The following is a 21598-nucleotide window of genomic DNA, read 5'->3' on the forward strand; positions in this document are numbered from 1 at the left end:
TTCGCTGCGCTCCGCTCAGCATGACGTTCCTTTTGAGTTACGCCATCGCTCTGGATTTCACATACAACTCGTTCAGCTTGCGCAGCAGCGCCCGCTCGTCGCCACCGTTCATCAAGTACTGGCGTACTGGTTCACCGGCGTGGTCCTGGAAGAACATGTGGCCGTGGTAGCGCGGGCGCAGGAAGGCGCGCTGCAGGGAGGGTAGCGTATCGAGGAAGTAGTTGCTGCTTTGGGCGTTTACCTGCTCATCCTGCCAAGCGGTGAGATGGCCGGGCTGGCCGCCGTTGGCGAAGTACAGTGTTTGCTGGCAGGCAGGCGAGGCCACATATTCGGCGTAGCGCACGGCGGTGGCTACGTCGGTGCACTTGGCCGATATAGCTAGGCCGGTGCCGCCTAGGGTGCTGCGCAGGCGCGTGCCACCGGGCGTCAGGCTCACCATGTCGTGGAAGTGCAGCAGGCGGCGGGCGTAGCCGCGCCGGGCATAGTTGGAGTAGCCGTAGGCAAAAGGACAGTAAGCTAGGCCGTCGGTCTGCGTCATGGCCTCGTAGGTCTGAATCGGGTTGCGGTGGAAGCAGGCCGGGTCTACCTTGCTAGCCAGCTCGCGAAATAGCTGTAGCGCTTGTACCCCAATAGCTTCGCTCACTACTTCGTTTTCACGCTGGCACGGGTCTTCGCCCAGCGAGCAGCAAAACATGTAGAAGCTCATCAGCGTGTCGATGGGGATGAGCGAGAAGGCCACCAGGCCGCGGTCGGCGAGGGCGAGTAGGTCAGTGAAGGTTTCGGGCAGGGGTAGGCCGCGCTGGGCAAGCAGGTCAGGGCGACTGGCGGCTACGGGCGTGGCCGCGTCGATGGGCAGTGCCCACTGGTGGCCGCTGAAGCTGTAGCTTTCAAAGGAATGCCCAACGGTATTGCCTTGCTGGTCAGATAGAAACCTGGTGGACAAGTACTCATCCAGCGGCAAAATTGAGCCGGTACGCGCCGCAAAGCCCGCCCACGGGTGGTCAATTACCAGCAAATCGAACCGCTCGGCCAACTGCTGAATCGACTCATCGGCGAACTGCTGAAGCGAGCGTTTCTGCCAGGTAATTTCCACGCCAGGGTTTAGCTCCGAAAAGCGCTGGGCGGTGGCCGCCATCGGTACGAAGCCCCGGCTATGATTCCAGGTAATTCCTTTCAAATGAATGCTGTCGGTGGGCATTGGAGAGATTCCGTCGTTTAGAATTTTATGGCTTGGGCGCGAACTGCGGCGTCGTTATTGCCGCTCACCGGCAGCAGGTAGAAGCTGTAGCGGTAGGGCTTGGCGGGCACCTGGTACTTCTCAATGGGGGCGGCCTGGGCGTCCCAGCTAGTGTTGCCGCCCACGCCCATCTGTACCAGGTCGATGTTGAGGGTGACCAAACCCGCATCTTTGAGCTTGTTGGTGTGGCGTGCCTGCTCGATATTCTGCTCGGTGTAGGGCCAGGCACTCATGCTCAGCAGGCTGTCGGCCACCACCAGCAGGCCGGCGTTTTGCTTGTCGGCAAGCTGCATCCAGCGCACGTCGGTGCGGTTGGCGTACTCCATCGGCACCACGTAAGAGTCGGCAAACTCGCTGAGCGGCTGCGTGTAGATGCCCGCATCGAAGCCGTAGCGGCGGTCGATATAGTTTTCCAGCGGCCCCCGGCCGTAGTAGCTGATTTGCGTATCGGCGTGGCGAATGCCGCACTGCATGCCCACCCTGGGGATATTGGGCAGGCCGGCGGCGGGCGTGAGGGCGTAATCTACTTTCAGGGTGCCAGCGCCGTTTAGCGTGTAGGTCACGCGCACGGTGGTTTTGTCGTCGATGAGCGTGTAGGTGCTGGTGAGGCTGGGTTGGCCGGGGTTCGACTTGTCCAGCGTCAGGCTTTGTAGCTTGGGCGCGGCCGTAAACCACGGTTTTAGCTGCTTATCGGCTTTCCAGCCGCGGCGGTCGTTGTCGGTGAGCGGGCGGGTGAAGTGGGGTAGCAGCGGGGCGGCCAGCTGCTCGGTGCCGCCCTGGCGATAAGAAGTAAGGGCGCCGCTAGCCTTGTCGATGCTCACCTGAAAGCCATTGGCGCTGAGCACGTAAGCCGTAGCGTCGTCGCGCACGGCCACGGCCGGGTAGCTTTTAGCTGACTTGGCCGGCTGGGCCAGGCCAGTCAGGGCAAACTGGTTGCTGGCTACCTCGTGGCCTTGGTCAGCCCAGCCCAGTGCCTGCGGCAGCGCGAAGGAAATCGTAGCCAGGTACTCCGCGCCCGCCTTCATTTTGGGTAGGTAAGGCTTGAGCGAAATAACCGTGTCGTGCCCCGCCGCCAGCCGCAGGCGCGGCAGCAGTTTGGTGCTTATAACGCGGCCATTTTCGCGCAAGACCAGCGCCACGGCGTAGTCGGCCAAGGACTTGCTGGCGTGGCGGTTCTCTATCTTGATTAACACCTTATTCGCATCGGTAAGCGTGCATTCGGCGGGCTGGTACACGCGCTTGCACTCGTACATGGCGGCCCTGGGCTTGCCATCCGATTCCACAATGCCCTTGATAGTGAAGTCGTCGTAGTACTTCTCCTGAAAGTCGCCGCCGTAGGCGTAATAAGCTGTGCCAGTGGAATCGTGCTTCAACAGCCCCTGCTCTTTAAACTCCCAGATGCAGCCGCCAATCACGCGCTTCGTATTGCGCCAGATGTCCCAAAATTCCTTCATGTTACCCGTAGCGTTGCCCATGGAGTGGGCATACTCGCAGAAGAAAACGGGCCGCGTATCGCCATTGTCCTGGTTGGCCAGCAGCTCGGCCGTGAACAGGCCGGGATACATGCGGCTCACCATATCCACGTAGGCCTGGTCGCGCGGCACCTGAATGCGGTAGGCGTGGTTTTTGGGGTAATTCGGGTTGCTAGGGTCGATGTAGCCGGGTAGGTGCGGGTCGCCCTGAGCGGGCTCGTAATGAATGGGCCGCGTGATGTCGAAATCGTGCAGCCAGGCCGCCATTGCCGCGTGGTTGGGCCCGCGGCCGCTTTCGTTGCCGAGGCTCCAAAAAATAATGCTAGGGTGGTTTTTGTCGCGCAGGGCCATACGTATGCTGCGCTCCTGGTAGGCGGCGGTCCAGGCCGGGTCGTTGCTCAGTTTCGAGCCTAAGCCGTGGGTTTCGAGGTTGGCCTCGTCAATGACCAGGATGCCGTACTCGTCGCAGAGGTCGTAGAAGTACGGGTCGTTGGGGTAGTGGCTGGTGCGGATGCAGTTGAAATTGAACTGCTTGAGCGTACGCACATCCTGCCGAATGTCCTCGCGGCTCACGGCCATGCCCTTGGTGGGGTGGTGGTCGTGGCGGTTCACCCCGTAGAGGTAGGTCAGCTTGCCGTTAAGCAGCAGCTTGCCATTTTCCTTCGAAAACTCAATGCTGCGAAACCCCACTTTGCAGCTCTTGGCCTCCAGCACCGCGCCGGCTTTGTCAGTCAGCGTGAGCACCAGCGTGTAGAGGGTGGGGGCTTCGTCGCTCCACTTCAGCGGGTTGCGCACGGTGGTTTCGAGCAGGCCAAATTTGGCATTGTCGAGGCGCGGGTACTTTTCGTTCAGGATGGCATCGGCGCTGAGTTGCAGGCCGTTGTCCAGCACCGGCTTGCCCGCTCGGTCATACAGCTGGGCCGCTACTTGGTAGCCCGTGAGGTCGTTGTTGCCGGTCAGGTTTTCCAGGCGTGGCCGAATACTCAGCACCGCGTCGCGGTAGTCTTTATCGAGCTTGGCCTGCCAGTGAAAATCGGCTAGGCGTACCTTCGGCTCGGCCAGCAGCAGCACCTCTCGGTAGATGCCGCTCAAGCGCCAGTGGTCCTGGTCTTCCAGATAAGAGCCATCCGACCAGCGCATTACCTGCACCGACACTACGTTCTCGCCTGCCTGCAAGTAGGGCGTCGCGTTGAATTCCGACGGCAGGCAGCTATCCTCGCCGTAGCCCAGAAACTTGCCATTCACCCACACCTTAAACGCCGAGCTGACGCCGCCAAAATGCAGCGTCAGGTTCATATTCTGCCAGCCGGCCGGCACCGTAAACGTGCGCTGGTACGAGCCCACGCCGTTGTAGTCCTGCGGCACGTAGGGTGGGTCGACGGGGCGGAAGGGGTACTTAGCGCTCTTGTAAATCGGCTTGTCGTAGCCGTTCATTTCCCAGTTGGCCGGCACCGCCAGCTGCTTCCAGCCCTGCACCCGGCTCTTATAAAAGTCTTTGGGCGCATCGGCGGGCTTCAGGGCAAACTGAAAATCCCAGTTGCCATTGAGCGAGAGCAGGCGCGGGGTTTTGCTGCGGTCGCCAGCTAGGGCGTCTTTTTCGGTGGGGAAGGAGTAGGCCGTAGCGCGAGCGGGCTCGCGGTTCAGCTCGGTGATTTGCGGGATTTGCCAGGCATCGCCCTCGGGGCCAGTGTAGATGGCCGGCGGGTGCGAGACGTTGGGGAAGAAGTACACGCTGGCCTCCTGGGCCTTTGCCGTACTTATTAAGAGCAGTAGCAAGGCTGTCCAGACGGTGCGCCTCCCCCCCAAGCCCCCTCTCCGAAAAAGGAGCGGAAGAGCCTGACGACTCACTTTGTTGAGGATATGGGGTGGGCGTAACATGCTCATTCTGTTGGTCAATTCAAGTAGTGGTCCGTTTCCCATCCTCTTTTTGGAGAGAAAACTCGGGGTAATGCGAACCATCAGGGCTGGCTTTGAACAGTGATACTTGCTGGAGTAAGCCCATCGGCTGTGGCCTTTATCGTGATAGCGCCGCCTTTCTCAGTGGTTTGAATAATGGCCAACGCCATCCCGTTATACGCCTTTCGGAAATCGGCCTTAAACGGCTCCATACTAGCCTGATACCCGTTATCTACGCCCGCCACGAAGCCCGGTCCACTCACTGCGAACTTCACTAGATTGGCCGCGTCGGGCACCAGGTTGCCGGCCGCATCCAGCACGCGCACGGTAACGAAAGACAGGTCCTTGCCATCGGCTTGGAGCTTGCTACGGTCGGCCAGTAGCTCGATTTTGGCGGCGGGGCCGGCGGTTTTCACGGAGCTGGTGAGGACCGTTTTGCCAGCCTTGCGCGACACGGCTTGCAGCGTGCCGGGGGCGTAGGGCACGCGCCATCGTACGTGTAGGTCGTCGTTGCCCTTCTTTTTCACCCCTAGCGACTTACCGTTTAAAAATAGCTCTACCTCGTCAGCTTGGCTGTAATAGGCCCATACATCCACGGTTTGGCCCGGCTTCCAATTCCAGTGCGGCAGCAGGTGCAGCACGGGCTTGGTAGTCCACTCGCTTTGGTACAGATAATAAGCGTCTTTCGGGAAGCCCGCTAGGTCGATAACGCCGAAGTAGGAGCTACGGGCTGGCCAGGGATAGGGCAGGGGCTCGCCCAGGTAGTCGAAGCCGCTCCAAACAAAAGCGCCGCTGATGAAGGGACTATTTTTAATAGCGCGCCAGGCGGCTTCGTGCGTGGCGCCCCAGTAAGGGGCCGCGTTGTCGTAGCTGGAGGCCGTGAAGTCAGGGTTGCCGTCGGTTAGCTTGCTTTTGCCATCCTTGGGCCAGATGCGCAGGCTGTCGGAAGGCAGGTCGTAGTGCCCACGGGTTTCGAAGGCTGCTGCGATTTCAGTGGCCAGAAACTTTTGGCCGGGGAAGCGCTTCGGCAGCTCGGGGTATCCGGCGTGCTTGTAGTTGAAACTGAGCACGTCGAGCACGCCGGCCTGGCTGATGAAGTTCTTCGCGGGTTCCTGCTCCGTCAGGGCCGAGGTAACGGGCCTAGTCGGGTCGAGGTGCTTCACGGTGGCCGTTAGCTCCTTGGTGAGGCGCGTGCCGGTGCTGTCGAATTGCTCCCGGATTTCGTTGCCAATGCTCCACATAAACACGCTTGGGTGGTTGCGGTCGCGCCGAATTTGGTCTTCCAAATCGCGCTGGTGCCACTCTTTAAAGTCGAGGTGGTAGTCCTGGCTGTTCTTCTTTTTCAGCCACATATCGAACGCCTCATCCAGCACCAGGAAGCCCATGCGGTCGCACAAATCCAGGAACTCCGGTGCAGGCGGGTTGTGGGAGGTGCGGATGGCGTTGCAGCCCATCGCCTTCAATATCTCCAGCTGCCGCTCGATGGCGCGGGTGTTCACCGCCGCGCCCAGGGCCCCAAGGTCGTGGTGCTGGCACACACCCTGAATGCGCAGCGGCTGCCCGTTCAACGCAAAGCCCTTGTTGCTGTCAAAGTGGAAAGACCGCACCCCTAGGGCGGTTTCATAGCTGTCTTCTAAGGTCTTGCCCCGCCACACCTGCGTCAGCACCCGGTACAGGCGCGGCGCGGTGGGCGACCACAGCGCCGGTTGCTTCAAAGTCAGTTGCTGCGTGGCACTGCCGGTGGTGCCTGACACCGACACGGCGGCCGTGCTGGCGGTAGCCACTTGGCGGCGGTTGGCGTCGTAAATGGTCATAACCAGCCGTACCGTTTGGCGCTGGCCGGTGGCGTTGCGCAGGGTGGTTTGCACACGCACGGTAGCGGCCTGTGGGCTCACCTGCGGCGTGGTTACGAAGGTGCCCCAGGGCGCCACGGCCAGCTGGTGCGTGGTCACCAGCCGCACGTGGCGGTAGATGCCCGAGCCTGAGTACCAGCGCGAAGCGGGCTGCGCCGAGTTGTCGGCTCGCACGGCTAGGGTATTAGACTGGCCGTCCGGCTGGAGGTAGGGCGTTAGCTCGTAGCGAAACGAGCTGTAGCCATTGGGCCGCCGTCCTAGCGAGTGCCCGTTCAGCCATACCTCGCTGTTGCGGCTCACCCCGTCAAACTCAATCCACACGCTCTTACCGACCGTGGCGGGCAGCACGAAGGTTTTGCGGTACCAACCCACGCCGGTGGGCAGGCCGCCGCCATCGGGCTTGGCCGGGTTCTTCTCATCAAACTGGCCCTCGATGCTCCAGTCGTGCGGCAGCGTGAGCGGGCGCCACCTGGCATCGTCAAACTGCGCGTCTTTGGCCGCGGCCTCGTCGCCCAGGTAAAATTTCCAGCCTTTGTCGAAGCTCACCACCTGGCGCGGCCCTGCCTGCGCGGCCACGGTGCCGGGCCGGGCGCTGAGCAGGAGAAACAGGAGGGAAAGGAGGCAAGGCATTGGTTGTAGCGCGGACTTTTAGTCCACGAAGGGTTCGTTTTGCTGTTGTTGACTCGCGGACTGAAAGTCCGCGCTACTTGACTGCTTTCGGCTTCTTCACCGGCGGGGCGATAAAGGCCACGGTGCTCTTACCTAGGTCTTTGGAAGTCGCCACCGCAATACCGCGCTGGTCGGGCTTGTTCACGGCGCAGTAGTAGTGATACACCACGCCTTTATATTTGAGCACAAATGACTTGTGGGCGAATAGTTCGTCGTAGGGCTCTGATGGTTGCACCAGGTTGGCCCCCGTCCAGTCGGTCCAGTGCGTAAGGTCATAGGAGCAGGCAAAGCGGTTCACGGCGCCACTCACGCCGGGGTAGAAGGCCCCGAAGTAGAACATGACCCACAGGCCGTTGTCCATCTTTTGCAGGTAAGCATCGCCCGTGATGCCGGTGTGGTGGTTGAGCACGGGGTTGCGCAGGTAGCGCTGCCAGTGGGTCATGTCGTCCGACACGGCCATGCCGATGCGCTCGGCGCCACGCTTAGCGTTGAGGCTGTCGCCGTTGGCGTTGTAGTACATCACGAATGGGTGGCCGGTGAGCTTGCTCTTGTCCCACACCACCGAGCTTTTGTAGATGGTGTGGTTTTCCCACCAGCGCACGTCTTTGTCGTTGGCTTTCAGCAGGGGCTGGGGTAGGCGCTGCCACTGGTGCACGGTGGTGGGGTCCTTGTCCGTATAGGCCATGCCGATGGACAGCAGCCCTTTCTCATACCCCCGCGAGTTGCCACCGAAGTACGACAGCCAGTACTTGCCCTGGTAGGGCTGCCACTCGTAGCTGCCGCCCCATTTCGGGTCTTGCAGCGCCACGTAGCCCGCCTTCTGGTTGGTGTCCCAATCGGTAGTATCACTGAAAGACAAGATTTTGCCTTTCGTTTCCCACTTTAGCAGGTCCTTGCTGTGGGCCAACCAGGTTTCGTAGCCGCGCCCGTCGTAGATGATATAAGTCATCCACCACTGCCCGTTTTTGCGGAATACGCTCGGGCAATCCATCTTCTTTTTGTTGTCGTCGGTGACGAGCACCAAGCCGTACTTGTAAGGCGTTTTTACCTCCTCGTACACCTTCTGCATCTCAGCGGCGGGCACAGTCGTGGGAAAGGCTTTTTGCGCCCAGCTCTGGCGCTGGCCGCCCCAACTTAGCAGAAGAAAACAGATAAGTTTCAGTTTCATAAAAAGCTAGATTGAGCTAACCACGAAATGGTAAGTCCCGGAGCCTGCCTGGATGCGGGCCTTGCCAGCTTCTGCCGCCAGCAGCTTTAGCTCCGGCCGTTGGGCCAGCGGCTGGTTGCGCTCGGTGATGGTAGCTTTCGCATCAGCCGGCAGATAGATAGTGGCCGTGGTATTCGCCGGAATGGTCACGGTTAGGTCGAAAGAATTGCTGGTTTTTTTCCAGTCGCTCACAATCAGCCCGTAAGGCGAGAGGTGGCTGGCGCGGGCACTGGTGACGTCGCCCACCGGCTCCGGTCGAATGTCAATCTTATTGAAGGCCACAGAGCCTTCGGCCGGGCGAATGCCCCCCAGGGCGCCATACAGCCACTCTTGCAAGTGGCCCAGCATCAAGTGGTTGTTCGATACCGAAGGCAGCGCCGCCCACGATTCCGTGAGGGCCGTGGCGCCGTGGGCCAGCTGGTAGCCATAGCCGGGCACATCGGTGCGGCTGTTCATGGCAAAAATCACGTCGGAGCGGCCGGCATTTTCCAGCGCCCGTAGCACGTAGCGGTAGCCGATGTCACCGGCCGTGAGGGCGTTGCCGTGGCTGCGAATGTCCTGTACCAGATTGTCGAGCACGGCCGCCTGGTCGGTGGGCGCTACTAGGCCCATGTACAGCGCCATGGCGTTGGCGGTTTGGCTGCCGGTGGCGTACTGCTTGGTTTGCGGGTTGAAGAATTTCTGGTTGAACGCCGTTTTTACCTCGGTGCCCAAGTTCTCATAGGTTGTGACATCGTCGGCTTTGCCTAGCAGGCGGGCTATTTGGGCCAGCAGCGTGAGGTCGTAATAGTACGTGGCGGTGGCAGTCACGCCCATCGGCGTGAGTTGCGAGGTGCCCGGGGGCTTGGGCCCTAGGTCGTACCAATCGCCCAGGCCCTTGCTATTGACGTGGTTGACAGACTGCGTGCCGAGGTAGGCTACGTAGCGCTGCATCATGGGGTAGCTGCTGGCCAGCACCTGCTGGTCGCCGTACCACTGGTACACGTACCAGGGCAGAATGATGCTGGCGCTGCCCCACTCCGGCGAGTCGCGGAAGATGTCGCCGCCCCACTCAAACTTGACGTATTCAGGCGCGATTTCTGGCACTAGCCCCTCGGCCGTTTGCGAGGCCTGCATGTCCTGAATGGTCTTGCGGCAGAGCGTGGCAATGTCGTAGCGGTAGCGCATCGAGGCGCCCATCAGGTGCGTCTCTTCGAGCCAGCCCAGCTTCTCACGGTGCGGGCAGTCGGTAAACACGCTGGCCATATTGCTGCGCACGGCCCAGTCAATCAGTGTATTGGTTTTGTTGAATAGCTCGCTCGAACACGAAAACTCACCCACCTGCGCCGCCGCATTGCGCGTGTGCAAGGCGGTGAGCTGCACGATTTCCGGCTGAGCCTTGGCAGTAGCCTGGCCCGTAGGCACACCGCCCGTCACTTGCGCGTAGCGAAAACCGTAGTAACTGAAGCGGGGCCGCCAGGTTTCTACGCCGCTGCCCTTCAGTACATAAGTGAAGAAGTAGGGCCGGCCGCTGTTGCGCTGGTTTACGGTTTTGTCGGCCCCTAGCAGCTCGGCGGGCGCAATGCGTACCGTGTCGCCGCGGTGCCCACGCACTTGCAGCTCCACAATGCCCGAGGCGTTCTGCCCGAAGTCGTACACCCACTTGCCCGGCTGCGGCTGCATTACGGCCTGGGGCTTAAATACGTCGAAGGTTCGCAACGATTCCTGCTGCTGGCTCAGCAGCTCGGCCGGCCCGTCTACGGTGATAACCGGGCGCCAGGCTTGGTCGTTGAACCGGGGGCTAGCCCAGCCGGCCTGTTCCAGGGAGGCGTTGTAATCTTCACCTCCATAGATGCTCGAAAACGTAACCGGTCCGGCCGCCGTCTTCCACGACTGGTCGCTGATAATATCCTCGCGCGAGCCATCCTGGTACTCCAGCGCCAGCCGGCAAATAAGTTTGGGGTAGCCAAAGGCGGCCTTTAGCTTGCGGTAACGCTCCTTCACGGGCGGCACGTAGTAGAAGCCGTTGCCGAGCATCACGCCGAGCGCGTTAGCCCCCTTTTTTACCTGGTCGGTGACGTCAAACGTCACGTACTGCGCCTGCTGGTCGTACTTCGTCCAGCCCGGGTCAAGGAAGTGGTTGCCGACCTTCTGCCCGTTCAGCACCGCTTCAAACTGCCCCAGGCCGCTGATATACAGCATAGCCCGGCGCACCTTCTGCTTAGCCGTGAAGGGCTTGCGTAGCAGCGGCAGCACGTTGTTGCCGTTGTAGGTGTCTTTGCGGCCGTCTATGGGCAGCAAAGACACGCGCTCGGCGGGTAGCTGCTCGTAAGCCACCCAGCGAGCACCTCGCCAATCGGCAGGCGCCAGCAGGCCCATTTGCCACTCGGCGGGTTCCGACCAGGCAGATGTGTGGCCGTGGTTGTCCCACACCTGCACCTGCCAGTAATAGGCGCGCGCCGCCTGCAAAGGCTGGCCCGCGTAGTTAACCTGTAAGCAGACATTGGAGGCTACTTTGCCCGAATCCCAGACGTCGCCAACCTGTTGACTAAGCGTCTTTTTATCTTTCGCAACCAAGATGCGGTAGGCCGTCTGCTGCACGTTGCGCTGGTCAGAAACGAGCTGCCAGCTCAGCGTCGGGGTAGGCGTTTGCACACCCAATGGGTGCGCCTGGTAAGCGCAGCGCAGCTGGTGAGCCTGCAAGCTCTGGGCCGCCCCTAGCTGGCTAGCCAGCACGAGTAACCAAGCGATACAGAGGGCGCGAGCAATCATTAATAAATGGCTGATTAGCCAATGTATAGCTCGTAAGACTGCTTATTATGTGGGTGGCTTACAAAATAACTAGCTAGAAGGACCAAGCACCTGAGCAGCGTGAGCGTAAATAGACCACAAAGATTGAGTTACTCAGGTCGCGGTGTTTTTCACCTCTTGGCATCTTCTTATAGGATGTTTGCATAAGCGAGCAGTCTGGCTGGCAAGACTGATTCCACCTATTTAACGCCCCTGGCTAGAGGCTACGGCACCCCACTTGGCCCTCCCTGGCACCTGATGCGCTTGGCTGCGACGTAGCCAGACTATCTCGTATTATCACCCAAAAAGGGCGGTATCACCCACCGCAAGGCATGATAGCTGGGTTGCCCTTGATTAGGTACATTTTCAGTAGTGGCCACATGGTGAAAGAATGGCCCGGCGGCCCTGGCGAGACGAGTGGGGCAAAGTCAATTTACTAACATCGTAGAATCGACTGGCCGTTTTATCCTGCTAGGCTATTCTGGGCCACCTCATCGCCTAGGTGCCAAAGCTCCGCAATGTTGCCTTACGGACTACCACGGCCCGCGTGGTTTGCCTGTGTCAGCCCGGTCGGCCGTGGTCAAGAGTATTATGGGCAGGCACTACAGTGGCTATAAGGGAGCTGCGCCGGAGTGTTTATCCCTCAACGGCGGAAAGGGTGGGCGGTGATTTGGTAAAAATTTAGGGCGTTCAGTGCCCCGGTACTTGATTCTAGCTATTGGACTATACAAAGACGAGCGCCGGGCCTAGCCCGGCTATAAAGCGGCCGATTATTCGGGGCAGTGCGGCTGATAAAGGTCGGGGTTAAGCGGCAGCGCCCAGGGGCAGCGCCCAGGGGCAGCAGGTAAATTAGTAGTGTGAAAGCAGGACACACATGTTGGGTAAGCGCTGGCAAAAGCGGGGCATTAAGCTCGCATAGTAGCTTTTATTTTGCTGGTGTGCCCATTTTTGTGCGCAAAACGGAGCCTTTTTTGCTAGCGGCGCTACCTAGGCTCGTCTGGTGCTGGCTTGGCTGGGCGCCTGTGGCCAGGCGCCCCATTTACGATACTTACCCTTTCGCTTCACATTATGCCTTTTTCCAAGCTTGCTCTTTATTTTGAAAACCCGGTCGGGCGCTTGCTCGAAAACGATAATGGCTATGTGGTAGTGGAGTATCGCCCCGGCCCCCGCAAGCTCAGTGACCTGCAAGCCCTGCTTACCCATGCCGGGAATTTGCTGACGAGCAGACGCTGGCACAAGCTGCTCGGCGACCAGCGCCTAATGGCTCCCTTTACCCCCGAGGAAAGCAAATGGATAACGGAATACTGGCTAACGGCTAGCCAGTTACGCACCGATACGGTGTATGGCGCTGTGTTGCTGCCACACGACGTATTTGCCCGCTTGTCGGTAAGCCAACTTATCAACGAGGCTAGAGCAGCGGCTATGACCTACCGTTTGTTTGAAGATGTAGCCGCAGCAGAATCCTGGCTTTTACAATTGCCCTAAAAGCTGGCAGCCCCACGCAACTACCTGTCTTAGAAAGCTGTTGCGCGGGGCTGCCAAAATGAATTGTAGAGACTAGGCCAGTAGCACACCTCTAACTTATCCGGACCACTTATTTATCCTCCAGAGAAAAGCCTGGTTGGCTGAGGTAGAGACATGTTTTGGCGGCGGAACTGCGCAAAAAAGCGCGTGCGCTTGTCGATAAGCATCACATAGAGCATCCCTAAGAAGGGCACCAGACAAATAGCCACCAGCAAACGCAAGTGCCAATACTGCGCGGCTGTAAGGTGCCAGTGCTGCGCGAGTGCTTTTAGAATGGGTTGCATAAGACAGGTTTTAGGTTAGTGAGAAAACCGTCTGCTATGTGGTGAGTAAGTACTCACTTTATAACCCTGTTTATTCAGTAAAGTTTCATCTAAGGTGAAATATTTTAAAAATTTTTCTGTTACTGGTAGCAGCAAAGCCAAGAGTAAAGCCTGGGTTGACTTTAGATAGGCAGCGGCAACAAAGAGAAGGATAGCAAGGTACTAGTCGCTCGCTTGCCATAACAAGCAAAGCGAGGGGCTAGTAAAGCATGCAAAGCAGCCCCGCGCTTTGATATGCCGCTTACATAGTAATCGCTAGGCCAGCATAGCGCGAGCTGCTGCCTGCCCACTCACCAGCGCCGCCTCCACCGTGCCCGATGCGGGGCCTTCATACACACCCTCGCCGGCAAAAAACAGTGTGCCGGCCACCGGCGTGGCCAGGGCTGCGCGAGCAGCCGGCGCGCCCACTGTGGGGTAGGAGTAGGCCCCGTAGGTGTGCGGCTCGGCACCCCAATTGCGCACGTAGCTGGCGCGTAGGCGCGCTTGCAGCACCTCGACCGGCTGCGCCAGCAACTGCGCCAGCGAGGCAAGGGCCAGCGGCAGCACGGCCTCGGGCGAAGCCGTGTGCAGGCGCAGGGCGGCGGGCCCGGCCAGCCAACCCGTGAGCAGGGGCCGGGCATCGGGCAGCTGGCTCCACCAAGTAGGCACCGGCTCGTCGGAAAGCAAGAACTCCAACTCAGGCAGCCGCTCGTGCCAGAAAACCTCCTCAAACTCGACCTGCACCTTGATGACGGTACCGAACCCTAGCTGGGCAGCGGCGGCCCGGTGAGCGGGCAGCTCAGGCACGAAGGCTAGGTGGCCTGCCTGCCCGGTGGCGCGCTGCCACACCCCTAGCGACACGGTGCAGAGTACTTGCCGGGCGTGATAGCTGGCCCCATTTGCGGTCAGTACTTCGGCCGCGCCCGGCTGCCAGCTTATTTCCTGCACGGGCATGGCCAGGTGCACTTGGGCGCCCGCGGCCTGGGCCTGCGCGGCCAGCCAGTGCAGCAGCGGGCCGTAGCCGCCCTGTGGGCGGGGCGAGTCCTCGGCCCCGCCGGCGGCCCACTCGTCGCGCAAGGCCCAGGCACTCACGCGCTGGGCATCGGCCGCATCGTAGCCTTCGGCAAACTGCGTGGCGAAGGCGCGTAGTGACGCATGCTCATCACCACTAAATTCCTGGGTCAGAAACTCGGCCAGGGGCATGTCCTGAGGCAGGGCATTGAGCCGGGCTAGCAGGGCGGGGAGCTGGGCAAAGAAGTTGGTATCGGGCTGCACCTGGCCGTCTTTGATAGTATACGTTTGCCCCTCAGTGGCTTGCCACCGGATGCCGGCTTCGGCCAGCAGCGCCCTGGTAAGGGGCACCGGCTCGTGCATAAACTCGGCCCCGGCTTCGAGCGGGGCGCTAAAGCCGGCGGGTTGCAGCGTGTGTACGCGCCCGCCCAGGCGGTCCTGGGCCTCAAGCACGCGGCGCCCGGCAGCGGCTAGCTCGCGGGCGGCCAGCATGCCCGCCGCGCCAGCGCCGATGATGAGAATGTCGGTTTCATAGGAAGAACTAGCAGCCATTAAAGCACAGTTGGGAAAAGGATAGTAGAAAAGAAATAAGCACGTAGTGGCGAACGGCTCAGTCGGTAGTGCCCCGCACAGGCACGCTAAACAGCCGCCTCTGGCAGAGTGTTAGTCCCGTTGAATTGCTTAAAACTTGCGGAGCTTCTCCTTGCTCAGCTCGTAGCTGAGGATAGCGGGCACGTAAAACGTGACATCGGCCGCAAACTTGGCCACCAGCACCCCTAGCGGCACACTGTGCAGCCACCGCGGCAGCCAGTACATGAGCGCCGGGCGAACAACGAAGCTGTCAAGAACCTCAGCCACGCCAAACTCAACTACCAGTGCCCGCACATTGCGGCCAAAAGTAGCTAGCGAATAGGGCAGCCCCTGCGCCTGCCGCACCCGGCGGGCCTGCCGGGCATCTTGCAGCAGCAACCAGCCGAAATACGCCACATTGCCGGCCCAGGTGGCCGCCAGCGCCACCGCTACGCGCGTGGCGCCGGCCTGCCCCGTGGCCGCAGCAGCTCCTAGCGTGGCCAATAGCGAAAGCAGCTCGGCCGAGCCGTAGCGCCCTAGCCATTCTCGCACCCGCGAAGTCTTTGCGCTAGGCATGTTAGTTGTTAAGTGCCAGTTGTTCGTATCGCTTATTAACAACCAATTGCTAGTCTTATGCCAGTATCAGTCTCGCCACCGCCGGCCACAATTGCCACCGACGCGCGCCTGCGCTGGGTCGAGCATGTGGCCCGGCTCATGGATAGCCAGTTTCGGCTGCCGGGCACGCGCTTTCGCTTTGGCCTCGACCCGCTGCTGGGCCTCATTCCGATAGTGGGCGACCTCTCGTCGACGGCCGTGTCGGTAGCCTTGCTGCTGACGATGCTGCGCCACGGGGCTAGCGGGGCAGTGGTGGTGCGCATGGTGCTCAATATCTTGATTGATACAGTAATAGGTGGAATTCCGATTATTGGTAACGTATTCGATTTTGCCTATAAAAGCAACGAGCGCAATGTAGCGCTGCTGCGCCGCCACTACGCCGAGGGCCGGCACTCGGGCAGCGGCAAAGGCCTGGTGGCCATTGTGCTAGTGGTAATGCTGGCGGTAGTTGGGTTGGTGGCCTGGGGTAGCGTGGCGCTGCTGCACGCTGCCTGGCAATACGTTGAAATGCACCCGATTGGCGGTGTAACTCATTAACTGGCTGACGATTCGATAAATAGTGCCCGGACATGATGCTGCAGCTAAAGCTGGCGCCGACCGTTAGGTTGAGCAGCTGTTTGAGGTCGCAGTCGTAGAGGCTACCGTCTTACCTCGCCGAAATGGTGTGGCAGCACATCACGCCGGCCGTAGCCGCGGAGTTGAAAATGTTGACGAGCTTTTTTATATAGCCGACTTACTTTTTTGACGCCATGAAGTAGTCCAGCAGCTAGCAGGCCCGAGGCCGACTTGTTAGTTGAACGAAGCCCGGAATTCCAGCGGTGAGAGGTTGGTTTTGGCCTTGAATAGCTTGCTGAACGATTGCAGGTGCTCGAACCCTAGCGCGTAGGCTATTTCGCTCACCGTCAGGCTGGTAGTGGAGAGCTTTTCTTTCGCCTTGGCCAGCAGTTTGGCATGAATGTGCTGCTGGGTATTTTGCCCGGTGAGTACGCGCAGCAAGTTGCTTAAGTACTTGGGCGATAGGTGCTGGCAATCGGCCACATACTGCACGCTGGGCAATCCGCTCTCGGCCAAATCGGGCCGGTCGAAATAGAGGTCAAGCAAGGTTTCTATCCGAGTCAGGACTTCATGGTTGGCCTGCTCGCGGGTGAGGAACTGGCGGTGATAAAAGCGGTCGGCATAATGCAGCAGATTTTCGAGGTGCGATGTGATAATCACTTTGCTGAACCGGTCTATTGTGGAGGTATACTCCTGCTCGATAGCCTGGATAATAGTCAGGATAGTCGCTTCCTCCTTGGCCGACAGAAAAAGGGCTTCCTTGAGCGAATAATCCCAGAAGTCGTACTGTTTGATGGTTTTGGCTAGGGGCGTATTCCAAATAAAATCGGGGTGGATATATACCACCCACCCCGATTTTTCTACTTCCGCGTCTTTGTCGGCCACCGCCAGGCTAAATACCTGGTTAGGAGCCATAAACGATAGAATGCCTTCGTTGAAGTCAAACGGGTGCTGCCCGTAGGTCATGCGCACATTGCGCATGCGCTTGAGCGAGATGCAGTAGAAGTCGAAGACCATGCTCATTGGCTGCTCGCCGTAGCGCTGCGGCACGGTTTCTACATCCACCACGCTCAGGAGCGGATGCTGGGGCTTGGGCAGCTGCGCAAACTCATGAAACTCGCTTAGGGTGCGAAAGCGCCTCATGTCTATTCTTTTTCTTGGCCTAGTTCCAGTACCAGCTTGCCGCGCACGTGCCAGGTCTGGCTTTCGCGATGAGCCTCGGCTACCTGGGCTAGTGGATATACCTTGCTGACAACCACTTGTACCTGGCCGGCCTCAACAAGTTGGGTCATTTCCTGCAGCCAGTCCTGTCGGGGCTGGTTGGGGGCTAGCTCGCCCGTGGCCTGCTTCTCAGCCAGCGCCGCCAGCACGGCCGCGTCAAAGGGAAAATCGACGTTGACACTCACCAGGATGCCACCGGTTTTCAGTGCCGTCACGGCCTGCAGGCGCGCGGTGTTGTTGCGTAGTGGCGAGGCTTCTACTACTACATCAACCTCGCGAAGCGTTTCCGTGGCCTGCTGGCTCTGGTAGTCAAGGGCTTCATCGGCCCCTAGCTGCCGCAGGTAGTCTAGGTTGCCACTCGAGGCAGTGCCAATGACGTATGCTCCCTTGGCTTTGGCAAACTGCACGGCAAAGCTGCCTACCCCGCCCGAGGCCCCCTGAATGAGCACCCGTTGGCCGGGCTGCAGCTTGCCGTGGGCAAAAAGGGCCGTCCAGGCCGTGAGGCCGGCTAGCGGCACGGCAGCTGCCTCTACAAAGCTCAGATGCTGCGGCTTAGGGGCAAACTGACTGGCCTTGGCCGCGCAATATTCGGCGTAGCTGCCATTGCCGGGAAAATTGGGCACCCCGTACACCGCATCGCCGGGTTGAAACCCGGTAACAGCGCTGCCCACGGCGACTACCACGCCGGCCGCGTCCCAGCCCAGCGTCAGAGGCAAAGCTAAATAAGCCCGCAATGCGTCGTTGCCGCCTTCGCGCACCACCCAGTCTACCGGGTTTACGCCGCTGGCTCGCACCTCGATGAGGAGCTCATCGGCCGCGGGCACGGGCCGCGCTATGTCTTCTAGTTGCAGCACCTCAGGGCCACCAAAGGCATGAATTCTAACCGCTTTCATAACAAGCTCTTTTTTGGTTGATTGACAAGGCAAAGGTCCGCTCGGGTAGAAACAGTAGATTTAACCAAACTGCTTGTTGCTGTAGCCAAAAGGCCGAAGCGCCTCGGCTTTGGGGCAGCGCTACTGGCGGGGTCAGCAGCCCGCCGCATTGTTGCTTCTTGCGTTTTATAAATAAGTAGAGCGTGTGAGGCACCAGCCAAGCCAAAGCTTTCTGCCCGGTCAACGACATAATAGGGCAATACAAACTCGTCGGCTTAACCTTTGCCACAATTCTTTGCGCTAGGGCGCGGAATATTCTCCGCAGCCACTACTCCTTCATCGAGCTTTATAAAGCTCATCCACACCACTACACAGGGCGCCGATACTACGCTGTGGTCCAGCTTGCTGGTTGGGAATGAACGGGCCTTCAGCCAGCATTGCACTACTACGACGGCCTCTGCCACTACGGCCTGCGCCTGCCGGGGAGGAGCTAATCAAAGACAGTATAAGGATTCCACCACCCAGCCTAGCCCAAAGTGCCGGACGATGGTTGTGGCCGAAACCGGCACCATGACTGCCACCAAGGCCGCCAGCTCGTGAATTACCACCTGTAAAGCGCGCCCAATTCCTTCGGTCGCGCTACTACGGAGCACTGTGCCCTGCTGGCTGCGGGCCGGTGAAGGTTGATTATCAGCAACCTGCAAGACCAGATAGCGTAGCACTGGCCCCAAAATGCCCTGGGCGCCGGCCCGCCCGAAATCAGTCTGGATGGCCAGCACCTGGCCCCGGGCGTGTACCTGTGCCGGCTGCAAACGATTGCGGGTAGCGCCGTGCAGCGGCCCATAAAGCTGGGGTAAGAATGGGTTTTAGTGATGCAACTTGCCGCTATTCTCCATGAGTTTCCACCCTTTTTACTATATGTTGCTTCGTCTGCGTACTGTGCCTGCCTTCCTCCAAAAAGTCCCCCAAGCCCTGACTATCTTCTGCCTTATCCTGCTAGGGTACGGGGTAAAGGCTGAAGAAATAAAGTCACCCAATGGGCAGCTCACGCTCGAGTTTTCGCTGCAAAGAGGCGGGGTGCCTACTTACCACCTCACTTATAAAGGGCGCGACGTTATTAAACCCAGCAAGCTGGGCTTCGACCTGAAGAATGCCCCGAGCCTGACCAGCGGCTTTGCGGTAGCAGAAAGCAAGCAGCGCACCTTCGACGAAAGCTGGCAGCCGGTGTGGGGCGAGGTCAAAACCATCCGCAACCACTACAACGAGCTGGCCGTGACGCTCACGCAGGCCGCCACCAGCCGCATTATCCGGGTACGCTTCCGCGTGTTTGACGACGGGCTCGGGTTCCGCTACGAGTTTCCCAAGCAGGACAAGCTCACGCACTTCGTGGTGAAGGAGGAGCGCACCCAGTTTGCCCTGGCCGGCGACCACAAGGCCTTCTGGCTGCCCGGCGACTACGACACGCAGGAGTACAACACGACCACCTCGAAGCTCTCGCAGGTGCGTGCGCTGATGAAAGCGGCCGTGACGCCTAACGCCTCGCAAACGACCTTTTCGCCCACCGGCGTGCAAACCCCGCTTATGCTCAAAAGCCAGGACGGGCTCTACATCAACCTGCACGAGGCGGCCCTGATTGACTACTCGACCATGTCGCTGGAGCTGGACGACAAGAATTTTATTCTCGAAACGCACCTCACGCCCGACGCGGCGGGCGACAAGGGCTTCCTGCAAACGCCCGCCAACTCGCCCTGGCGCACGGTGGTGGTGAGCGACCGGGCCGGCGACATCCTCGAGTCGCACCTCATCCTGAACCTGAACGAGCCCACGAAGTACAAAGACGTCAGCTGGATAAAGCCCGTGAAGTACGTGGGCGTGTGGTGGGAAATGATAACCGGGCGCAGCACCTGGGCCTACACCGACGCCACCAACATCAAGCTTGACTCGACCGACTACCGCACCCTGAAGCCCAACGGCCGCCACGCCGCCAACACGGCCCACGTGAAGGAATACATCGACTTTGCGGCCAAGCATGGCTTCGACGCCGTGCTGGTGGAGGGCTGGAACGTGGGCTGGGAAGACTGGTTTGGCGAGCACAAGGACTACGTGTTTGACTTCGTGACGCCCTACCCCGACTTTGACGTGCAGGAGCTGCACCGCTACGCGGCCGGCAAAAACGTCAAGCTCATTATGCACCACGAAACCAGCGGCGCGGTGCGCAACTACGAGCGCCACCTCGAGGCAGCCTATAAGTTCATGGCCGACAATGGTTATAATGCCGTGAAGAGCGGATACGTGGGCGACATTCTGCCGCTCGGCCAGCACCACTATAGCCAGTGGACCAACAACCACTACCTCTACGCCCTCACGGAGGCGGCCAAGTACCATATCATGGTCAACGCCCACGAGGCCGTGCGCCCCACCGGCCTAGCGCGCACGTACCCCAACTTGATTGGTAATGAGGCCGCCCGGGGCACCGAGTACGAAGCCTTCGGCGGCAACAACCCCGACCACACCACCATTCTGCCCTTCACGCGCCTGATGGGCGGGCCGATGGACTACACGCCCGGCATCTTCCAAACCCAAATCAGCGCCCTCAATCCTGAAAATAAGTCCTTCGTGCACAGTACCCTGGCCCGCCAGCTGGCCCTGTACGTGACCATGTACTCGCCCTTGCAAATGGCGGCCGACCTGCCCGAGAACTACAACAAGCACCTCGACGCCTTCCAGTTCATCAAGGACGTAGCCGTGGACTGGGACGACACCAAAGTGCTCGAAGCCGAGCCCGGCGACTACGTCACCATCGCCCGCAAGGCCAAAGGGAAAAACAGCTGGTTCATTGGCAGCTCGTGCGACGAAAACGGCCGCACCTCGACGGTGAATTTCAGCTTTCTGGACCCCGGCAAGCCGTACGTGGCCACCATCTACGCCGACGCCAGGAACGCGCACTACGAGAAAAACCCGCAGGCCTATACCATCCGCAAAGTCAACGTCACCAGCAAGTCTAGGCTGGCGCAGTACTGCGCGCCGGGCGGCGGTTACGCCATCAGCGTAGTGCCAGCCACCACCAGGCGCTAGCTGAGGTAGTAGCGGGCTGTAGCACCGTTTTTACTTGCTGTTGAGCTGGTAGGTCAGCGAGGCTTGCAGCGATTGGCGTTGAAGTTTGCCATCAGCGTCGCTGCGGGCCTCGTTGAGGGCTAGCAGGCCTTGATAGGCTCGCACACTCACGCCCAGGCCCGCTGGTAGTGCCAGCCCGAGCCCCAGGCAAGGGCCTACGTCAAGGCGCTGCCGGTCTTTCGCGGCAGCCTGGTCAATCTCATACGCCTGGGTCGTGTAGCCCAATCCCCAGCTTGTTATGTAGTCGGTGCCCGTCTGGCGGCCGCCAAGTAGTAGGCTGGCCTGCGGCCCGGCCTCTAGGTACACGCGGCCAAGGCTAGCGCGCACTAGCACTGGCACGCTTAGGTAATGCAGGCGCAAGCGCGTATCGGCTTTAAAAAAAGCATCGCCGACGGACATGCTGGATTGCGACAGTGTGGTGCGCTCATAGCTATACGCCACCTCGGGCACCAGCGAAAGGTGGGGGGCTAGCGGCAATTGGTACAGAAGCCCGGCTTCGAGGCCCGCCTGCGCGCTAGAGCTGCTGCGCACTACCTGGCCTTCGGTGGCGCGTAGCCTCGTGAGGCCACCCCCGAGGCGCACGGCAAGCTGGGCGTGGGCAGCACTGCTCGCAGCCAGGCTGCCTAGCAGAAGAAAAAGTAGCTTCATAGCACAAAAAGTAAGGTTGGTACAGACAGGAGCCGCTGCTCGGCTAAAGCGTTGCAGCGGCTC

The 21598-nt window shown here is 60.0% G+C and carries 15 protein-coding genes; 3 read left to right on the forward strand and 12 right to left on the reverse strand.

The genetic code is table 11. The features are described from left to right. Nucleotides 1-37 precede the first annotated feature (37 nt). The 5 genes from J4D99_RS09750 to J4D99_RS09770 all read right to left on the reverse strand — a co-directional run bounded on the left by J4D99_RS09750 (nucleotide 38) and on the right by J4D99_RS09770 (nucleotide 11085). Nucleotides 38-1198, reverse strand: a complete 1161-nt coding sequence (locus J4D99_RS09750) for an ABC transporter substrate-binding protein (RefSeq protein ID WP_208131516.1) — start codon at nucleotides 1196-1198, stop codon at nucleotides 38-40. A gap of 17 nt (nucleotides 1199-1215) precedes the next feature. Then, nucleotides 1216-4485, reverse strand: a complete 3270-nt coding sequence (locus J4D99_RS09755) for a glycoside hydrolase family 2 TIM barrel-domain containing protein (RefSeq protein ID WP_236018606.1) — start codon at nucleotides 4483-4485, stop codon at nucleotides 1216-1218. Between the two features lie 182 nt (nucleotides 4486-4667). Continuing rightward, nucleotides 4668-7088: a beta-galactosidase GalB gene (galB, locus tag J4D99_RS09760; protein ID WP_208131518.1), complete on the reverse strand. Its 2421-nt coding sequence runs from the start codon at nucleotides 7086-7088 to the stop codon at nucleotides 4668-4670. A 73-nt stretch (nucleotides 7089-7161) separates the two neighbouring features. Further along, nucleotides 7162-8295 (reverse strand): glycosylase, encoded by a 1134-nt coding sequence (locus J4D99_RS09765; RefSeq protein WP_236018607.1) that lies wholly within the window; start codon nucleotides 8293-8295, stop codon nucleotides 7162-7164. Between the two features lie 6 nt (nucleotides 8296-8301). Then, nucleotides 8302-11085, reverse strand: coding sequence for a family 78 glycoside hydrolase catalytic domain (locus J4D99_RS09770; RefSeq protein WP_208131519.1), 2784 nt, complete (start codon nucleotides 11083-11085; stop codon nucleotides 8302-8304). A gap of 1086 nt (nucleotides 11086-12171) precedes the next feature. Here J4D99_RS09770 and J4D99_RS09775 point away from each other — a divergent pair. Continuing rightward, nucleotides 12172-12588 carry a hypothetical protein gene (locus J4D99_RS09775; protein WP_208131520.1) on the forward strand — a complete coding sequence of 139 codons (417 nt, stop codon included), beginning with the start codon at nucleotides 12172-12174 and terminating at the stop codon, nucleotides 12586-12588. A 113-nt stretch (nucleotides 12589-12701) separates the two neighbouring features. Here the strand turns inward: J4D99_RS09775 and J4D99_RS09780 are convergent, their stop codons facing one another. The 3 genes from J4D99_RS09780 to J4D99_RS09790 form a co-directional block, all read right to left on the reverse strand. Next, complete coding sequence (locus J4D99_RS09780) at nucleotides 12702-12911, reverse strand: hypothetical protein (protein ID WP_208131521.1); 210 nt, start codon at nucleotides 12909-12911, stop codon at nucleotides 12702-12704. Nucleotides 12912-13205: 294 nt separating this feature from the next. Next, on the reverse strand, nucleotides 13206-14492 hold the full coding sequence (locus J4D99_RS09785) for a flavin monoamine oxidase family protein (RefSeq protein WP_208131522.1): 1287 nt from the start codon (nucleotides 14490-14492) through the stop codon (nucleotides 13206-13208). Nucleotides 14493-14621: 129 nt separating this feature from the next. Continuing rightward, nucleotides 14622-15086 (reverse strand): hypothetical protein, encoded by a 465-nt coding sequence (locus tag J4D99_RS09790; RefSeq protein ID WP_208131523.1) that lies wholly within the window; start codon nucleotides 15084-15086, stop codon nucleotides 14622-14624. 57 nt (nucleotides 15087-15143) lie between these two features. Here J4D99_RS09790 and J4D99_RS09795 point away from each other — a divergent pair, with 57 nt between their 5' ends. Beyond that, the gene (locus J4D99_RS09795) at nucleotides 15144-15662 is read left to right on the forward strand and encodes a DUF4112 domain-containing protein (protein WP_208131524.1); all 519 of its coding nucleotides are present in this window, start codon (nucleotides 15144-15146) and stop codon (nucleotides 15660-15662) included. Nucleotides 15663-15914: 252 nt separating this feature from the next. On the opposite strand, the gene J4D99_RS09800 is transcribed toward J4D99_RS09795, so the two are convergent. The 3 genes from J4D99_RS09800 to J4D99_RS09810 form a co-directional block, all read right to left on the reverse strand. Continuing rightward, a complete protein-coding gene (locus tag J4D99_RS09800; protein ID WP_208131525.1) occupies nucleotides 15915-16823 on the reverse strand; it encodes a helix-turn-helix domain-containing protein in 909 nt (302 codons plus the stop codon). A 2-nt stretch (nucleotides 16824-16825) separates the two neighbouring features. Further along, nucleotides 16826-17794, reverse strand: a complete 969-nt coding sequence (locus tag J4D99_RS09805) for an NADP-dependent oxidoreductase (protein ID WP_208131526.1) — start codon at nucleotides 17792-17794, stop codon at nucleotides 16826-16828. 473 nt (nucleotides 17795-18267) lie between these two features. After that, the gene (locus J4D99_RS09810; RefSeq protein WP_208131527.1) at nucleotides 18268-18585 is read right to left on the reverse strand and encodes a hypothetical protein; all 318 of its coding nucleotides are present in this window, start codon (nucleotides 18583-18585) and stop codon (nucleotides 18268-18270) included. A gap of 106 nt (nucleotides 18586-18691) precedes the next feature. Between J4D99_RS09810 and J4D99_RS09815 the strand changes: the two genes are divergently transcribed. Continuing rightward, the gene (locus J4D99_RS09815) at nucleotides 18692-20848 is read left to right on the forward strand and encodes a glycoside hydrolase family 97 protein (protein ID WP_208131528.1); all 2157 of its coding nucleotides are present in this window, start codon (nucleotides 18692-18694) and stop codon (nucleotides 20846-20848) included. Nucleotides 20849-20878: 30 nt separating this feature from the next. Here the strand turns inward: J4D99_RS09815 and J4D99_RS09820 are convergent, their stop codons facing one another. Then, a complete protein-coding gene (locus J4D99_RS09820; RefSeq protein WP_208131529.1) occupies nucleotides 20879-21535 on the reverse strand; it encodes a porin family protein in 657 nt (218 codons plus the stop codon). Nucleotides 21536-21598 lie beyond the last annotated feature (63 nt).

Source organism: Hymenobacter sp. BT559, from assembly GCF_017571525.1.
GTDB lineage: Bacteria > Bacteroidota > Bacteroidia > Cytophagales > Hymenobacteraceae > Hymenobacter > Hymenobacter ginsengisoli.

What these genes read in the sequence shown, in the direction of transcription:
- J4D99_RS09750 (WP_208131516.1), bottom strand. Translation starts at nt 1,198, where the DNA reads ATGCCCACCGACAGCATTCATTTGAAAGGAATTACCTGGAATCATAGC.
- galB (WP_208131518.1), bottom strand. Translation starts at nt 7,088, where the DNA reads ATGCCTTGCCTCCTTTCCCTCCTGTTTCTCCTGCTCAGCGCCCGGCCC.
- J4D99_RS09765 (WP_236018607.1), bottom strand. Translation starts at nt 8,295, where the DNA reads ATGAAACTGAAACTTATCTGTTTTCTTCTGCTAAGTTGGGGCGGCCAG.
- J4D99_RS09770 (WP_208131519.1), bottom strand. Translation starts at nt 11,085, where the DNA reads ATGATTGCTCGCGCCCTCTGTATCGCTTGGTTACTCGTGCTGGCTAGC.
- J4D99_RS09775 (WP_208131520.1), top strand. Translation starts at nt 12,172, where the DNA reads ATGCCTTTTTCCAAGCTTGCTCTTTATTTTGAAAACCCGGTCGGGCGC.
- J4D99_RS09780 (WP_208131521.1), bottom strand. Translation starts at nt 12,911, where the DNA reads ATGCAACCCATTCTAAAAGCACTCGCGCAGCACTGGCACCTTACAGCC.
- J4D99_RS09785 (WP_208131522.1), bottom strand. Translation starts at nt 14,492, where the DNA reads ATGGCTGCTAGTTCTTCCTATGAAACCGACATTCTCATCATCGGCGCT.
- J4D99_RS09790 (WP_208131523.1), bottom strand. Translation starts at nt 15,086, where the DNA reads ATGCCTAGCGCAAAGACTTCGCGGGTGCGAGAATGGCTAGGGCGCTAC.
- J4D99_RS09795 (WP_208131524.1), top strand. Translation starts at nt 15,144, where the DNA reads ATGCCAGTATCAGTCTCGCCACCGCCGGCCACAATTGCCACCGACGCG.
- J4D99_RS09800 (WP_208131525.1), bottom strand. Translation starts at nt 16,823, where the DNA reads ATGAGGCGCTTTCGCACCCTAAGCGAGTTTCATGAGTTTGCGCAGCTG.
- J4D99_RS09805 (WP_208131526.1), bottom strand. Translation starts at nt 17,794, where the DNA reads ATGAAAGCGGTTAGAATTCATGCCTTTGGTGGCCCTGAGGTGCTGCAA.
- J4D99_RS09815 (WP_208131528.1), top strand. Translation starts at nt 18,692, where the DNA reads ATGTTGCTTCGTCTGCGTACTGTGCCTGCCTTCCTCCAAAAAGTCCCC.
- J4D99_RS09820 (WP_208131529.1), bottom strand. Translation starts at nt 21,535, where the DNA reads ATGAAGCTACTTTTTCTTCTGCTAGGCAGCCTGGCTGCGAGCAGTGCT.